This window comes from Thermus oshimai DSM 12092 (assembly GCF_000373145.1).
In the GTDB taxonomy this organism is placed as follows: domain Bacteria; phylum Deinococcota; class Deinococci; order Deinococcales; family Thermaceae; genus Thermus; species Thermus oshimai.
In genome coordinates this window covers 41758-56231 of record NZ_KB890621.1, presented here as the reverse complement: position 1 = coordinate 56231, position 14474 = coordinate 41758, and the positions used below count along the sequence as shown (strand labels likewise).

14 protein-coding genes and 1 riboswitch are annotated in these 14474 nt (G+C 68.6%); of the genes, 7 read left to right on the top strand and 7 right to left on the bottom strand.

What is annotated here, in order from left to right; genetic code table 11:
- Positions 1–3: 3 nt before the first annotated feature.
- From B043_RS0109660 to B043_RS0109635, 5 genes are all read right to left on the bottom strand, one after another.
- Entirely contained in the window at positions 4–477 is a 474-nt protein-coding gene (locus B043_RS0109660) for a DUF6428 family protein (RefSeq protein ID WP_018461849.1), read from the bottom strand.
- A 277-nt stretch (positions 478–754) separates the two neighbouring features.
- On the bottom strand, positions 755–1093 hold the full coding sequence (locus B043_RS0109650) for an ArsR/SmtB family transcription factor (RefSeq protein WP_018461847.1): 339 nt from the start codon (positions 1091–1093) through the stop codon (positions 755–757).
- A 141-nt stretch (positions 1094–1234) separates the two neighbouring features.
- The gene (locus B043_RS0109645) at positions 1235–2917 is read right to left on the bottom strand and encodes a ribonucleoside-diphosphate reductase subunit alpha (protein ID WP_018461846.1); all 1683 of its coding nucleotides are present in this window, start codon (positions 2915–2917) and stop codon (positions 1235–1237) included.
- A 12-nt stretch (positions 2918–2929) separates the two neighbouring features.
- On the bottom strand, positions 2930–3901 hold the full coding sequence (locus B043_RS0109640; RefSeq protein ID WP_018461845.1) for a ribonucleotide-diphosphate reductase subunit beta: 972 nt from the start codon (positions 3899–3901) through the stop codon (positions 2930–2932).
- Positions 3891–4274: an acyl-CoA thioesterase gene (locus tag B043_RS0109635; RefSeq protein WP_015065333.1), complete on the bottom strand. Its 384-nt coding sequence runs from the start codon at positions 4272–4274 to the stop codon at positions 3891–3893. The genes B043_RS0109640 and B043_RS0109635 overlap by 11 nt, the downstream gene beginning before the upstream one ends.
- Before the next feature lie 150 nt (positions 4275–4424).
- Positions 4425–4495: riboswitch (cobalamin riboswitch) on the bottom strand.
- Between the two features lie 123 nt (positions 4496–4618).
- Here B043_RS0109635 and B043_RS13365 point away from each other — a divergent pair.
- The 7 genes from B043_RS13365 (at position 4619) to B043_RS0109600 (ending at position 10862) form a co-directional block, all read left to right on the top strand.
- Positions 4619–5476, top strand: coding sequence for a TroA family protein (locus B043_RS13365; protein ID WP_018461843.1), 858 nt, complete (start codon positions 4619–4621; stop codon positions 5474–5476).
- Positions 5477–5511: 35 nt separating this feature from the next.
- Positions 5512–6420, top strand: coding sequence for a carbohydrate ABC transporter permease (locus tag B043_RS0109625; protein WP_026234216.1), 909 nt, complete (start codon positions 5512–5514; stop codon positions 6418–6420).
- Entirely contained in the window at positions 6413–7228 is an 816-nt protein-coding gene (locus B043_RS0109620; RefSeq protein ID WP_018461841.1) for a carbohydrate ABC transporter permease, read from the top strand. The genes B043_RS0109625 and B043_RS0109620 overlap by 8 nt, the downstream gene beginning before the upstream one ends.
- A gap of 9 nt (positions 7229–7237) precedes the next feature.
- Positions 7238–8536, top strand: coding sequence for an ABC transporter substrate-binding protein (locus B043_RS0109615; RefSeq protein WP_026234215.1), 1299 nt, complete (start codon positions 7238–7240; stop codon positions 8534–8536).
- Between the two features lie 131 nt (positions 8537–8667).
- Positions 8668–9393 (top strand): sugar phosphate isomerase/epimerase family protein, encoded by a 726-nt coding sequence (locus B043_RS0109610; protein ID WP_018461839.1) that lies wholly within the window; start codon positions 8668–8670, stop codon positions 9391–9393.
- Between the two features lie 9 nt (positions 9394–9402).
- Complete coding sequence (gene surE / locus B043_RS0109605) at positions 9403–10149, top strand: 5'/3'-nucleotidase SurE (RefSeq protein ID WP_015065327.1); 747 nt, start codon at positions 9403–9405, stop codon at positions 10147–10149.
- The gene (locus B043_RS0109600) at positions 10146–10862 is read left to right on the top strand and encodes a glycosyltransferase family 2 protein (protein WP_018461838.1); all 717 of its coding nucleotides are present in this window, start codon (positions 10146–10148) and stop codon (positions 10860–10862) included. The genes surE and B043_RS0109600 overlap by 4 nt, the downstream gene beginning before the upstream one ends.
- A 51-nt stretch (positions 10863–10913) precedes the next feature.
- Here B043_RS0109600 and B043_RS0109595 read toward each other — a convergent pair whose 3' ends face one another.
- Both B043_RS0109595 and B043_RS0109590 read right to left on the bottom strand, forming a co-directional pair.
- Complete coding sequence (locus B043_RS0109595; RefSeq protein WP_018461837.1) at positions 10914–12413, bottom strand: alkaline phosphatase; 1500 nt, start codon at positions 12411–12413, stop codon at positions 10914–10916.
- 159 nt (positions 12414–12572) lie between these two features.
- Positions 12573–14468: a pilus assembly PilX N-terminal domain-containing protein gene (locus tag B043_RS0109590; RefSeq protein ID WP_018461836.1), complete on the bottom strand. Its 1896-nt coding sequence runs from the start codon at positions 14466–14468 to the stop codon at positions 12573–12575.
- Positions 14469–14474: the final 6 nt, after the last annotated feature.

The following is a 14474-nucleotide window of genomic DNA, read 5'->3' as shown; positions in this document are numbered from 1 at the left end:
ATCTTAGGGGCCTGGCCTTGCGTTCAGCCGCAGGGGCAACCCCGGGTCGCAGCACCCGGCTTCCTTGGCCCGGTCGGCGGCCTTGCAGGCCACTTGGGGGGGAAGGAGGTGCACCACCAGGGCTTCTCCCTGGACCTCCAGCCCCCCTACCCGGTAGCGGAGGGCGGGGTTTCCGTACTCAAAGCGGAGCTCCGCCGCCCCCTCCAGCGCCACCGAAGCCGCCACGCGGCGGTAGATGCCGAGAAACTTGCGCACCGGCATGAACACGGCCTCCTCCTCGCCCCTGGGGTCCATCAGCTGGATCACGGTTTCGCGCCAGGCGTTGGCCCGCCCCCCACAATCCATGCTGGCGTAGCGCACGTCCATGATCTCGGTGACGTGGTAGCCAGGGGGTATCCGCTGGCCTTCGCCGTGCTGGAAGACCAGGGCCTTTTCCGGGTGCTGGGCGAGGGTTTGCAGAAACCCTTGGGTGTTCATCGGGTTTTTCTCCCCTCTCAGGCCTCGCAACAGGCGGCCTGGACACCGCACGCGCATGCGGCCGGGGTGGGGTGGACTCGAGCCCGCCTTAGGGACAGCTTCCCCCACCACGCCCTCCAAAGGGCCATCGCCGGGCGGGGCTCCCCCCGGAGGCGGTGGGCCTCCTCCCGTAGCTGCCGTTGCCGCTCCCTGACCAGCGCCCAGAGCTCCAGCTCGTTCATCCCAACCTCCTCAAAGGCAACACATTGATGTTTGTCAATGTATTGCGGCAAAAAAATCATCCCCCCAGGCGGGACAAGAAGGCCCGCACCGGGGCGAGGCCCTGGGGGTGGATGCGGTAGTGCATCCAGCGCCCCCGCTTTTCCCCGATCACCAGCCCCGCGGAGACCAGGTGCTTCATGTGGTGGCTCACGGTGGGCTGGGAGAGCCCCGTGACGGCCTCGAGGTCGCAGGCGCAGACCCCTTCCTCCAGGCGGCAGCAAGGCCCGCTTTCGTGGCTGGCCAGGTAGGCCAGAATCTTGAGCCGCGCCGGGTCGCTGAGGGCTTTGAAGACCCTGACCACCTCCTCGAGGTCCTGGGGGGGCTCGAGTTCGGTTATCAGGGAGGGCGCGGCCATAACCCCACCTTACCAGACACATTGATTTATGTCAATGTGTCTGCCCCCTAAGCTCCTCCAAGGCGGGCTCTGGAGGCGGCACCGCCTCCAGAGCCCCTTCCGTGGGCGGCGGGTAAGGGGGGAGGCAGGGAACCCGCGTCCCTACCCCTCGCAGGACCTGCACCCCAGGAGGAGGTCCCGGCTGTAGGCCTGGGCCACGCTCTGGTTGTACTGGTAGTAGAGGGCCTTAAGCCCGGAGCGCCAGGCCTCGAGGTAAAGCCCGTTCACGTCCTTCAGGGGGGCCTCGGGGTGGACCACCAGGTTCAGGGACTGGCCCTGGTCGATGTACCGTTGCCGGGCCGCGGCTTGGCGGACCAGCTCCAGCTGGGAGATCTCCGAGAAAGTCTTGAAGACCGCCTTCTCCTCGTCCGTGAGGAAGTCCAGGTGCTGCACGGAACCGTTGTGCTCCAGGATGCTCCGCCACACCCCTTCCTCGTCCTTCCCCTTTTCCCGAAGGAGTTCCTCCAGGAAGGGGTTCTTGAAGGGCACCTTGGCCTTCTGCAGGTCCTTCAGGTGGTAGTTGCTGGTGTAGGGCTCGATGGAGGGGGAGACCTGCCCCAGGATGAAGGCGCTGGACTTGGTGGGGGCGATGGCCAGGAGGGTGGCGTTCCGCCTTTCCTTAAGCTCCCCCACGTCCGCTAAGGGGTCATCTTTGTGGCGCTTCCTGAGCCAGCGGGAGGCCTCCTCCGCCCGCTCCCTGATGGTCTTGAAGATCTCCAGGTTCAGGTAGTAGGCCTCCATGCCCTCCAGGGGGATCATCCTGGACTGGAGGTAGCTGTGCCAGCCCAAGACCCCAAGGCCAACCGCCCGGTAGCGGCGGGCAAAGCGCACCGCCCGCTCCATGTAGGGGATGCCCTCGGCCTTCAGGATGAAGTCGTCCAGGACGGAGTCCAGGAAGATCACCAGGGTCTCCACCGCGTCCGTGTCCTTCCACTCGTCGTAGTGGAGGAGGTTCAGGGAGGAGAGGCAGCAGACGAAGCTCTCCTCGGGGGAGGAGGGGAGCATGATCTCCGTGCAGAGGTTGCTGGCGTGGATGCGGAGGCCCAGGGCCTTGAAGACCTCGGGCATGCCCCGCTCCGCCGCGTCCCGGAAGAAGAGGTAGGGGATGCCCCCTTCAAAGCGGGCCTTGAGGATCCTGGCCCACACCTCCCGCTTCTCCCGGTCCCCCGCCACCATGGCTTCCATCCAGCGGTCGGGGAGGACCACGCCCCAGAAGAGGGATTGGATCTCGCTCCCCTCCCGCTGGATCTTGAACCACTCCTCCAGGTCGGGGTGTTCCACGGGGATATAGGCCGCGCACTGGCCCCGGCGGGTGGAGCCCTGGTTGAAGACCTCGATGGCCCGGTCGAAGAGGCTGGCGAAGGCGTAGGAGCCGTTGCTCTCCCCGTTGTCCCGGATGGGGGCTCCCCGGGGGCGGAGGGCCCCCAGGTAGACGGAGGTCCCGCCCCCCTGTTTGCTCATCATGCCGATCTCCGCCACCGCCCTCAGGATGGAGGCGGTGTCGTCCTCCACGTAGGTGCCGTAGCAGGAGATGGGAAGCCCCCGCCTAAGGCCGTAGTTGGCCCACACCGGGGTGGCCAGGGAGTAGTACCCCTTGGCCATGTAACGGGTGAACTTCTCCGCGAAGCCCGGGATCCCCGTGAGGCCTTCGGCGTGGAGGGCGATCTGCCGCACCCTTTCCTCCACCGTGACCCCCGGCAGCAGGTAGCCCCGGGCCATGTAGGTCCGGGTGTGCTCGTTGACCCAGTACCAGGGCTCGTAGGCGTGTCCTTTGGTCTTAAGCATCCCCTACCCCCTTTAGAACAGCTCGTCGGGGCTGAAGGCCTTCACCCTGCGGGCGTAGGCCACGCTCCTTTTGTTGAAGAAGTCCACGTCCTTGTCCGCCAAGAGCTCCAGGCTGAACCACTCCGTGTCCTTAAGGACCTCCTTGCGCACCGGGAAGGCCTCGGGCAGGCCGTGGAGGCGGAGGACGGTGTTGTACCGGTCCTTGAGGAACTCCAAGACCTCCTCCCGCCCCACGAAGGGGGTGTCCCCCTCCGCAAAGAGCCAGTCCAGGAGGTCTTCCTCTGCCTTGAGGAAGCTCCGGGCGGAGCGCAGGGCTTCTTCAGCGAAGCCTTCGCCGAAAAGCCCTGGCCCTTCCTCCCGGAGGATGCGCAGGAGTTCGGCCCCAAAGAGGCCGTGGATGTTCTCCTCCTTGCTGGTGGCCTCGATGGCGTTGGCGATGCCCTTGTAGCGGTTGCCCCGGCGGTTTAGGGCCATGAGGGCGTAGAACTGGGAGAAGAGGGAGATGTGCTCCACAAAGGAGGAGAAGAGGAGGAGGGCCAGGGCGTACTCCTTTAGGCTCCCCTCTTTCGCCCGCTCCAGCACCCCCCTTAGGGCCTCCGCCCGGGCCCGGAAGGGGGAAGCCTCCTCCAGGTACCGACCGAAGCGCTCGTTGAGGTCCAGGAGGTCCAAGAGGTGGGCGTAGGCGTTGGCGTGGCGCACCTCGCTCTCGGCGAAGGTCATGCCCACCTCCGCCACCTCCGGCTTGGGGAAGCGCTCGTACACCTTGGCCCAGAAGAGCTTCACGGAAAGCTCCACCTGGGCGATGGCGGAAAGGGCCCTCTCCACCAGGCTCCGCACCTCCGGCTCCGAGAGGGCGTGGTCCTGAAGGTCGGAACTAAAGCTAAACTCCGTGTGCACCCAGTAGCTGTGCCGGATGGCGTCCCTAAACCGGAGAAGCTCAGGGTACTCGTAAGGGCGGTAGGCCTCGCGGGGTTCAGTCAGCATGGCGGTCCTCCTGACGGGGGACGGGAACAGGGCGCCCATTCTCATCCACGGCCACCAGCACGAATCCTCCCTGGGCGGCCAAGTAGGGCTCCCCCTTCTCCAAAGGCTCCACCCACATTTCCACGGACACCCGGATGGAGCTTCGCCCCACCTCCGCCACCCGGGCCACCAGCTCCACGATGGACCCCAGGGGCACGGGGCGCTTGAAGTCCACCGCGTCCGCGTGGACCGTGACCACCTTCCTGCGGGCATAGCGGGTGGCGGCCACGAAGGCCGCCTGGTCCATCCAGGCCAGAACCGTACCGCCGAAAAGGGTTCCGTAGTGGTTGGTCTCCCCGGGGAAGACGGGGTAGACCATGCGCGTCTCACGCATGCTTCCTCCCTCCCTAGGGGGTGAAAAGACCCCCTTAAGCCGAAGGCTCAAGCCGCTACCGGTTTTTTGGGGGAACGGGCTTGTCTAAGGGTCCATGCGCATCACCACCTTCACCCTTGCCTCGAGGGCTACGGGGCAGGACCGCGGGGCGGGTACTCGGGCTTCCGGCCCAGGGCCGGTTACCGTTGCGGGACAGCGCCGGACTCTCACCGGACTTCCCCCGCCGCCCGTGGGCGTCCAGGCCTGTCGGCCTGGCCCCGCGGCCAGGACACCCTAAGTTTTGGGTGTCCTGCCGGATAACCTACTACCGGTAGGGCCTCCCGTCAAGGCCGTAAGCTGAAGGCATGCGCGTGGCCAGCCTGGTGCCCGCAGGCACCCTCTATCTGGAGGCCCTCGGGGTGGAGCCGGTGGGGGTGAGCCACAGCTGCCCCAACCCCCGGGGGCTTCCCGTGCTCACGGAAAGCCTCATCCCGCCCGGCCTCTCCCAGGAGGAGATCGACCGGCGGGTACGGGAGGCCTACCGCCAGGGGCTTTCCCTCTACCGGGTGCGGGAGGAGGTCCTCCTGGAGTTGGCCCCCGACCTTCTCCTCACCCAGGGGGTCTGCGAGGTCTGCGCCCCCACCCCCCGGGAGGTGGAAGGGGCCCTGGCCTTCCTGCCCCGGCCGCCCAGGGTCTTTGAGCTCCGGGGCACCCGCCTGGCGGACCTCTTCCGGGACCTCAGGCGCCTAGGGGAGGCCTTGGGGCTAGAGGGGCGGGCAGAGGCTCTGGTGGAAGGCCTTTCCGCCCGCTTGGCCGCCCTGCCCCCGCCCCCTTCCCCCAGGCCCCGGGTGGCCTTCCTGGAGTGGCTGGACCCGCCCTACCTTGGGGGGCACTGGGTGCGGGAGGTGGTGGAGGCCGCGGGAGGGGCGTACCTGGGGCCCGAAGCGGGGGCCCCAAGCCGGAGGGTCCCTCCGGAGGAGGTGCCCCTGGCGGAGGTGGTCTTCCTGGCCTTTTGCGGCTACGGCCTGGAGGAGGCCCGGGTGGCGGTGGAGGCCCACCTGGCCCGGGGAGGGTGGCTTCGGGGTTACCTCCGGGGGCGGAAGGCCTACCTCCTGGACGCGGGCCCCTTCCAGGCCCTTACCCCCAGGACGGTGGAGGGGGTGGGGATCCTGGCCCGCCTCCTCCGGGGCGGGGAGGCGGAGGGCGCCCTGCCCCTGGCCTGACCTCCTTCTGACAGCGGGGGCCTAACCTGTCCTCCGTGGTCCGTTCGGAGCGTCGCCTCCTGAGGCGGGCAGCCCCCTTGCGGGAGGGCCTTTGGGCCTACGGGTTCCTCCTCCCCGCCTACCTGCTCTTCGGGGCCTTCTACCTCTGGCCCCTCCTCCAGGGGGTTTGGCTTTCCCTCCACGAGGAGGACTTTCTGGGCCGGAAGGCCTTCTTCGTGGGCTTGGCCCAGTACGCCCAGGTCCTGCAGGCCCCGGAGTTTTGGGCGGGCGCCCTGCGTTCCCTCTTCTTCGCACTGATGGTGGTCCCCCTGGAGCTGGGCCTGGGCCTCCTCGCGGCCCTACTGGTCTACCGCAACTACCCTGGGGTGGCCCTGTTCCGGGTCCTCTTCTTCCTCACCGCCGCGGTGCCCACCGCGGTGGCCGCGGTGGCCTGGGGCTGGTTCCTCCACCCCGTGGGGGGGTACCTGAACCACCTCCTCCAGGGCCTCGGCCTTGGGCCCTTCCCCTGGCTCACCCACCCCGCCTGGGCCCTCCCCACCCTGGCGGCCGTCACCGCCTGGTCGGGGGTGGGCTTCACGGCCATCCTCCTCACCGCTGGGCTCCAGAGCATCCCCGAGGAGGTCCTGGAGGCGGCCCTGGTGGACGGGGCCACCCCCTGGGTCCGCTTCCTCCGGGTGACCCTGCCCCTCCTTTCCCCCGTCCTCTTCCTGGTGGGCCTCCTGGTGGTCCTGAAGAGCCTCACCGCCTTCGGCCCCATCCACCTCCTCACCCGGGGAGGGCCCCTGGAGAGCACCACGGTCTGGATCTACCGGGTCTACCAGGACGCCTTCTTTAACTTCCGGGTGCCCTACGCCCTGGCGGAGGCCGTCCTCCTCCTCCTTCTCCTCATCGCCCTGGCGGCCCTGCAGTTTTGGCTTCTGGGGAGGCGGGTGCACTATGCCTAGGCGCCTCCTTCCCCTTTACCTCCTGGCGGGGGGGTACGCCTTCCTCCTCCTGCTCCCCCTTCTCGTGCTCCTTTCCGCCAGCTTCCGCCCCCCTGAGGAGCTCTTCCGCCCAGGCCTCTGGCCCCAGGGGGCCACCCTCGAGGCCTACCGGCTGGCCCTCACCGCCTACCCCCTAGGGCGCTACCTCCTCAACAGCCTCCTGGTGGCCGGGGCCACCACCCTCCTCGTCCTCCTCACCAGCCTGCCCGCGGGCTACGCCCTGGCCCGCCTCCCCTTCCGGGGCCAGAGCCTCTTCCTGGGCCTCGCCGTGGCCTTCCTCCTCATCCCGGGGGAGATCACCTTCCTGCCCCTCTACCTCCTGGTGGACCGCCTGGGGGGGCTGGACACCTACTGGGCCCTGGTCGTGCCCTTCGCGGCCAGCCCCCTGGGGGTCTTCCTCCTGCGCCAGCACCTCAAGGCCCTGCCCCAGGACTACTTTGACGCGGCCCGCATCGACGGGGCGGGGCACCTGGCCATCCTCCGCCACCTGGCCTTCCCCCTTTCCGCCCCCGTCCTCTCGGCCCTGGCGGCCCTCACCTTCATCGGGAGCTGGAACATGTACCTCTGGCCCCTGGTGGTGGTCCAGAGCAAGGAGATGATGACCGTCCAGCTGGGGATCAACTTCATCCTCAACGAACAGGACGCCGTGGCCCGGTGGAACGTGGTGGCCGCGGCGGCCTTCCTCACCCTTCTTCCCAGCCTTGTGGTCTTTCTGCTCGCCCAAAGGGCCCTGGTGCGTGGGGTCACCCTGGGCGGGCTGAAGGGATAGGAGGTGGGTATGCGCAGACTGGTATGGTTCTTGGTCCTAGGTTGGGGAGCGGCGTTGGCCCAGGGGAAGATCACCCTGCAGTTCTGGCACTCCATGGGGGGGGTCCTGGGGGAGGCCACGGAGGCCCTGGTCCAGGACTTCAACCGGAGCCAGAACCGCTACGAGGTCAAGTCCCAGTACGTGGGGAGCTACGACGACGGGATCAACAAGCTCCTGGCCGCCCTCCGGGCCGGCCGGGGCTACCCCCACGTGATCCAGGTCTACGACATCGGGGCCCGGATCATGGCCGACTCCGGCGCCGTGGTCCCCCTGGAGGACCTGGCCCGGGCCAGCGGCTTTGACCTGGACCGCTTCCTCTCGCAGCCCAGGAACTACTACACGGTGGAGGGCAAGCTGTACGGCCTGCCCTTCAACTCCTCCAACCCCATCCTCTACCTTAACGCCGCGGCCCTGGACGAGGCGGGCATCCCCTTCAAGGCCAGCTGGAGCCTGAAGGACCTAGAGGAGGCGGCCCGCAAGCTCACCAAGAAGGACGCCCAGGGGCGCACCGTGCGCTACGGCCTCTCCATCCCCATAGACTCTTGGTTCGTGGAACAGGTGAGCTACAACTCCGGCTACTTCTTCTGCAACGGGGAGAACGGCCGCAGGGCCCGGGCCACGGAGGTGGCCTTTGACAACGAGGCCGCGGTGGCCTTCCTGGACATGTACGCTCGCCTCGTGCGGGAAGGGGTGGCGGCCAACACCGGGAGGAACTGGACGGACTCCCAGAACCTCTTCGCCCAGGGCCAGGCGGCCATCGCCGCCTACTCCACCGCGAGCCTCACGGGGGTCCTCCGCCAGGTGGGGGGCCGTTTCCCTGTGCGCACCGCCTTCTACCCCTACCTGAAGGAGCGGAACGGCGTGGCCATCGGCGGGGCTGCCCTCTATGTGCTCAAGGGCTTTCCGGAGGCGGAGGTCCAGGGGGCCTGGGCCTTCGTGCGCTTCCTGTTGGAGCCCAAGACCCAGGCCAAGTGGCACCTGGCCACGGGGTACTTCCCCGTGGTGAAGGGGGTGGTGGAGCTTCCCGAGGTGCGCCAGGCCCATGTGCGGAACCCCAACTTCACCACCGCCATCCGGCAGCTGGAGACCTCCAAGGCCAACACCGCCTCCGCGGGGTGCCTCATGGGCTCCTTCCCCGAGATCCGCCAGTACGTGGCCGCGGCCTGGGAGGCCACCCTCCAGGGCAAGCCGGCCCGGGAGGCCCTTAGGGAGGCCAAGGCCCGGGCGGACGAGGCTTTGAGGCGCTACAACGCCAGCGTGGCCCGCTGAAGGCCTCCTGACACGGGGGGCTTAACCTAACCCCGGAGGGCGGAAGGCCCTCCGGGCTCCCCTTCCTTACCCCCCGGGCTTGTCCCGGGGGCTTTGACCTGCCCCTGACAGGGGGAGGCTAGGGTGGGGGCATGCGGCTCCTCTGGTCCGTGAACCTGCTGGAGGCGGAGGCCCTCCTCCCCCGCCTCGAGGCCCTGGGCCTGGGGGCGGAGGTCTACCTGGACCCCCGGGGCCTGGGGGACCGGGCCCTCCTGGAGCGCCTGGCCCGGAGGCTTCCCGGGCCCCTTTCCGCCCACCTCCCCTTCTGGAACCTGGACCCCATCGCCCCCGACCCCGAGGTGGCCGACCTCTCCCAAAGGCGCCTCCTGGAGGGCCTGGAGGCCGCGGCCCGCCTGGGGGCCGAGCGGGCGGTCTTCCACTCCGGCCTCCCCGCCAAGACCCCCCTGGCGGGGGCCCTGGCCCGGGTGGAGCCCCTCCTGGAGGCCCTGAGGCCCCTGGTGGAGAGGGCCCGGGCCCTGGGAGTGGCCCTTTTCCTGGAGAACACCCACGAGCCCGCCCCTGGGGTCCTGGTGGAGCTCCTGGAGGCCCTGGGCCTGGGCTTCTGCTTTGACCCCGCCCACGCCCGGGTCTTCAGCGCCACCCCCGACCCCTTCTCCTGGCTCGCCCTCCGCCCGGGCCACCTGCACCTGAACGGCACGGACGGGGTCTACGACCGGCACTGGAACCTGGACCGGGGGGAAGGGGACCTGGCCTGGCTGGAAGGCCTCGAGGGGGTGCCCTGGGTGCTGGAGGTGTGGGGGGACCCCGGGCCCTCCCTGCGCTTCCTGGCTGACCGCCTCCTGACCGCCGGGGGCTAAGGTGGGGGCATGAAGATCCTGGTGACCAACGACGACGGCATCCTGAGCCCCGGCCTCCTGGCCCTGGCCCGGGCGGCGCTGGACTTCGGGGAGGTGCGGGTGGTGGCCCCGGAGTGGGAGATGAGCGCCTCCGGGCACGCCATCACCATCGCCCGCCCCTTGAGGATGCGCCCCACCCGGCTTTTGGATCTGGACCTGCCCTACCTGGAGGCCTTCCGGGTGGACGGCACCCCCGCGGACTGCGTGGCCCTGGGGGTTTACGACTGGGGCGGGGCGGACCTGGTCCTTTCCGGGATCAACCTGGGGAGCAACCTGGGCCACGAGATCTGGCACTCGGGCACGGTGGCCGCGGCCAAGCAGGCCTTCCTCTTCGGCATCCCCGCGGCCGCCTTCAGCGTGCCCCTGAACGGGGAGGAGCCGGACTTCTCCCGCCTGGTCCCCTGGGTCAAGCGGGTGATCGCCGCCCTCCTGGAGGGCCCCTGGCCCTTCCTGGTGAACGTGAACCTCCCCCACCAGCCCAAGGGGATCCTCTGGACCCGGCAGTCTGTGCGCCGGTACGAGGGCCAGGTGGTCGCCGCCCAAGACCCCATGGGCCGGGACGGGTACTGGTTTGCCGCCCACCCCCTGGGGGAGGCGGAGGAGGGGACGGACCGCTGGGCCGTGGCCCAGGGCTTCGTGAGCCTCACCCCCCTGAGGCTGGACCTCACGGACGAGGCCTGGATCTCGGGCTTCGCCCCCAAGCGCGCCGAGCGGTGAGCGGGGAGCCCCTCTTCAGCGTCCTCATCCCCACCCGGGGCCGGCCGGAGTTCCTGGCCCGGGCCTTGGCCTCCCTGGAGCGGCAGACCCTGGGGGCCTGGGAGGCCTGGGTGGTGGAGGACGGGGCGGGGGAAGGGCTTTTGGTGGCCCGGAGCTTCCTGGACCCCCGGGTCCAGGGGGTCAGGAACCGGGGGCAGGGCCAGGTGGCGGCCCGGAACACGGGCCTCGCCTTAGCCCGGGGCCGGTACCTCCTCTTCCTGGACGACGACGACTGGCTCCTGGACACCGCCTACCTCCATCGGGTCCGCCGGGCCCAGGAGATGGGGGAGGCCCTGGTCTACACGGGGGGTCTCCTCTTCGGGCCCGTGGAGACCCGCCGCCTGGAGCCGGGGGAGGTGGGCCCCTGGCTCCTAAAGGACAACCGCCTCCTGGCCTCGGGGACGGCCCTGCCCCGGGCCTGGATGGACCGCCTAGGCCCCCTGGACGAGGCCATGGGGCACTACTGGGACTGGGACCTCTGGCTTCGGGTCTACCGGGCCGGCCTCCCCTTCCGCTACCTCAAGGGCCCAGGGGTGGGGATCGGCCTCCACGGGGGCAACCAGAGCCTGGGCCGGGAGGCGGAGCGGGCCTTCTACCTGGAAAGGCTAAGGGCCAAGCACGGCCTTGGCCCCCTGGCCCTCAAGAACCACGCGGAGCTGGCGGAGGGATTGTAGGAAAGCCCCCGCCGAGGGGGAGGATTCGGCGGGGGCTTCCTGGGAAGCCCTCTACACCGCCAGGGTTTCCTTGGGGTGCACCCACTCCGCCCCGGGGCGCTTGGCCAGGACCTCCAGGGCCTCCTCCTCCGTCATCACCGGGTTCTGGTAGCGGAGCCCCAGGGCCCGGCTCATGAGGGTGAAGACATCGGTGTTGTCCAGGAGGCCCAGCTGCACCCCCCGGCCCACCCCGGCCCCGTAGAGGGCCAGCATCACTGGGCTTGCGGTGTGCTGGCCGGAGTTCCAGCCGATGTTGGGCCGGTCGGGGCGGGCGGCTTCCCGCTGCACCATGGCCCAGGAGAGGGTGTTGGCGGGCTGGACGCCGTAGCGCACCCCGTCGGGCCGGTAGGCCTTCTTGGCGATGGCCTCCACCACCATGGCCGCCTCCTCGTCCTTGAGGGCCACCCCCTTCATGGCGCGGAAGGCCTCCTTCACCTGGGCGGCGTCGGGGTTCTGGCCCAGGCGCGCCAGCATGAACTCAAAGGAGGCTTTCTGGTCCTTGAGGAGGTCCACCCCCCGGCTGCTCTCCAGGTAGGACCGGCCAGCCCCGTAGAGGGCCCCCACCCCGGTGGCGTGGTCCGAGACCACGATCAGGAGGGTGTCGGGGTAACGGTCCGCGAAGGCGAGGAGGAGCTCCAGGGCCTCGTCCGCGGCCAGCACGTCCCAAAGGGTGGCCGCGGGGTCGTTGAGGTGGTTGGCGTGGTCGATCCGCCCGGCCTCCACCTGGAGGACAAAGCCCTGCCGGTAGGCGGGAAGGCGCTTAAGGGCGGCCTCGGTCATCTCCTTCAGGGAGGGGACCTTCACCCCCTGGAAGCGGCGGTCCACCTCGTAGGGCACGTGGCTGCTGGAGAAGACCCCCAGGAGGCGGTTGGAGCGCTCCGCCTGGAGCTCCTCGAGGGTGCGCACCACCCCGTAGCCCTTTTCCCGGAAGAGGGCGTAGAGGTCCTTTTTGTCGCTCCGCCTCTCCGCGCTGAAGAACCGGTCCCCACCCCCCAGGTAGACCTCCGCCCCGAAGGCCAGGTACTGCTCCGCGATGGCCTCCTCCGCGTTGCGGTCGGGGTTGCTCACCACGAAGGAGGCGGGGGTGGCGTGGGTCACCGTGGTGGTGGTCACCAGGCCCACCGCCTTGCCCGCCTCCTTGGCCGCGGCGAAGATGGGGAGGAGCTTGGTCCCGTCCGCGTGCACCGCCAGCCCCCCGTTCACCGTCTTCACCCCGCAGGAGAAGGCGTTCCCCGCGGCGCTGGACTCGGTGACGTAGGAGGTGAGGCTGTTGGTGTGGATCTGGCCGAAGGCCCCCTGCCCGAAGAGGCGTTCCAAGGTGAGCTTCCGGCCCAGAACCCGCTGGGCGTAGGCCCGGGCGATGGCGAAGTCCTCCCAGGAGAAGCCGTCGTAGACCATGACGATGAGGTTCCGCGCCTTGGGCAAGAAGGGCATCATCCCCCCCTGGGCCCGGGCCAGCCCCGAGGCGGCCCCTATGACCAGTCCTGCCTTGAGGAGATCCCTACGGTTCATACCCGATCCCTCCGCCCTCAGCTTGGGGGGGCTCCGTCATGGCCGTGTCAGGGCGCCCCGGATAGGGGCGGGGAAGCTTCCCGGAGTAGGGCTTGGGTTAAGACGCCCCCAAGGCCTCGAGGCCTTGGGGGAAAGAAAGGAGCGCCTTCGGTCCCGCTCCTAGCGCTCAAACTGCCGCACGAAGAGTTCCTGTTTTAGGTAGACGAAGCGGGGGGACAGGGGCGGCAGGTTTTGGTAGTGGTTGAAGCGGGTGTCAAAGGACCAATTGCGGATGGGGGGCTGGTACCACGGGGGGCCGAGGAAGAAGGGGCCGTTGACGTTTCGGGGCTCTCCCAGGCTTACGATGGAACCCGTGAAGTTAAACGTGGCTTGCGTGTAGCGTACGCTACCTCCGCAGCACTGGGTGGTGTTGCTTCCCCAGTGCTCGTGAAAGCGGAAGATGTTGTGCACGCCTCCACCCTCCTGCCCACCTTGGGTGGGGGTCACGGAAGCTCCGCTGAGCACCGCGGCGTTCACCGTGGTAGTGGTGGCTTGGGGAAGCCACCGAGAGGTGTCCGTGCCGTTATCCCCACCGGGGAGATTCTGGCCCCTCAGACGGCACTCAGGCCGGCTCTTGGTATCCCCGCTTATGGTGGCGGGGCAGCCCGCGGGCCGAGGGGTAGGGTAGGCCTCCCCGTTCGCCCAGTTGTTGGAGAGCAAGTTCATGGAGTCGCCCATGAGGGCCGCCGGCCTCCAGTTCACGGCGTTGAAGTCCCCCTGGATGTAGAGGGCTTGGTCCGTGACCAGGGTAAGGCCTTGAATGGCAGGGGCCCCAGAGATGGCGGATCGGAGCTCGCGCCCGTTTCTAAGGCGCACCCCGTAGCCATTGGTCCGGTCGCTATCCGGCCCCCTGACGGAAAGGTGGACCACCAGGCCCCCGTCGGTGGTGTCGTCTAAGCCGAAGGAAAGGGCACCGTGAACAGTCCTGAGGATGTGGATGCAGTCCAGCATCCTCTGAACGTCCACCTCTAACATGGAGATGGTCCGGCGCTCCCGGTTGTTGTAGAAGCTGTTGCTGTAGCCGAAGGCGCTAGGGCAAGCGGAGGCCAGCAGGCTGTCGGCCAGGGCCAGGCTTCCGTCAGGGTTGTAGACCCTTATGGTGGGTGTGGTGCCCGTGAGGTCCAAGGCCACCCTCAGGTCCGCCTTGTTCCAGTACTCCCCTGCCCGGCCTCGCCAGGGGGGGTTGAAGGTGTCGGGGGTGGGGATGGTGGGTGGATCCACTCCGGCCTGCATCCATCCGTTCCAGTTCCGGATTTCCGATGGAGACAGAGCCCGCAGGCTGTCGGTGTTGCTTACCTCCCGGTCCTGGTTCCCATCGTGGACCCGGACGGTGCCCGTACTCCCCCGGGAGGACTTGTTCCCCCGGTAAATCCTTCCTGCGGCGGTTACCTGGCCTCGGATGGTCAGAGTGGAGCCACCCCCTGCGTCCAAGTAAAGGTCGCTGTTGGTGTGCACCGGGCCCTCGAGGGTCATGGGGGCGGTGCGGTTGAACTCCAGGTCCTGCTGGTAAAAGACGGCAAACTGGAAGAGGGGCACCACCCGGCTCTTGAAGCGCATCTCCAGGATGGCCTCCGGCCTCCCGTCCCGTCCCTCCGCTACGGAGAAGACGCTATAGCGGTACTCCTGGGCGTTCAGGTTCTGGTAAAGCTCTCCCGGCGGAATCCGGATCACCTGGGGGTTGTTGGGATCTTCCACCACGTAGGTCATCACCCGGCGGCCGGAAAGGGTGTAGGCCTGGCAGCGGAAGTCCCCACCCCCCTGGTTGCTCCCCTGGCAGGGGTTCGTGGGGCTTGGGGGGGTGCCCGAGGGGCGGTTGTAACCTAAAAACTTTTGCCGGACTTCCTCCGCCCGGAGGTTGAGCCCGGCCTCCGCGGCATAAAAGCCCGCGGTTTGCGCAGCCGAGGCGCTTGTGGTGCTGAGCTCTATGCGGGTGAGGGTGAAGTACGCGGTGAGGAGGGCCATAAGCACCGTGAGGAGGATCAGCGCGGTGACTAGGGCAAACCCTTTTCCCTTCATGTTTGC

Bases quoted from the DNA above. Each gene is read 5' to 3' on its own strand.
- B043_RS0109650 (WP_018461847.1), bottom strand. From the start codon at position 1,093: ATGGCCGCGCCCTCCCTGATAACCGAACTCGAGCCCCCCCAGGACCTC.
- B043_RS0109660 (WP_018461849.1), bottom strand. From the start codon at position 477: ATGAACACCCAAGGGTTTCTGCAAACCCTCGCCCAGCACCCGGAAAAG.
- B043_RS0109635 (WP_015065333.1), bottom strand. From the start codon at position 4,274: ATGCGTGAGACGCGCATGGTCTACCCCGTCTTCCCCGGGGAGACCAAC.
- B043_RS0109620 (WP_018461841.1), top strand. From the start codon at position 6,413: ATGCCTAGGCGCCTCCTTCCCCTTTACCTCCTGGCGGGGGGGTACGCC.
- B043_RS0109595 (WP_018461837.1), bottom strand. From the start codon at position 12,413: ATGAACCGTAGGGATCTCCTCAAGGCAGGACTGGTCATAGGGGCCGCC.
- B043_RS0109590 (WP_018461836.1), bottom strand. From the start codon at position 14,468: ATGAAGGGAAAAGGGTTTGCCCTAGTCACCGCGCTGATCCTCCTCACG.
- B043_RS0109640 (WP_018461845.1), bottom strand. From the start codon at position 3,901: ATGCTGACTGAACCCCGCGAGGCCTACCGCCCTTACGAGTACCCTGAG.
- B043_RS0109645 (WP_018461846.1), bottom strand. From the start codon at position 2,917: ATGCTTAAGACCAAAGGACACGCCTACGAGCCCTGGTACTGGGTCAAC.
- B043_RS0109610 (WP_018461839.1), top strand. From the start codon at position 8,668: ATGCGGCTCCTCTGGTCCGTGAACCTGCTGGAGGCGGAGGCCCTCCTC.
- B043_RS13365 (WP_018461843.1), top strand. From the start codon at position 4,619: ATGCGCGTGGCCAGCCTGGTGCCCGCAGGCACCCTCTATCTGGAGGCC.
- surE (WP_015065327.1), top strand. From the start codon at position 9,403: ATGAAGATCCTGGTGACCAACGACGACGGCATCCTGAGCCCCGGCCTC.
- B043_RS0109615 (WP_026234215.1), top strand. From the start codon at position 7,238: ATGCGCAGACTGGTATGGTTCTTGGTCCTAGGTTGGGGAGCGGCGTTG.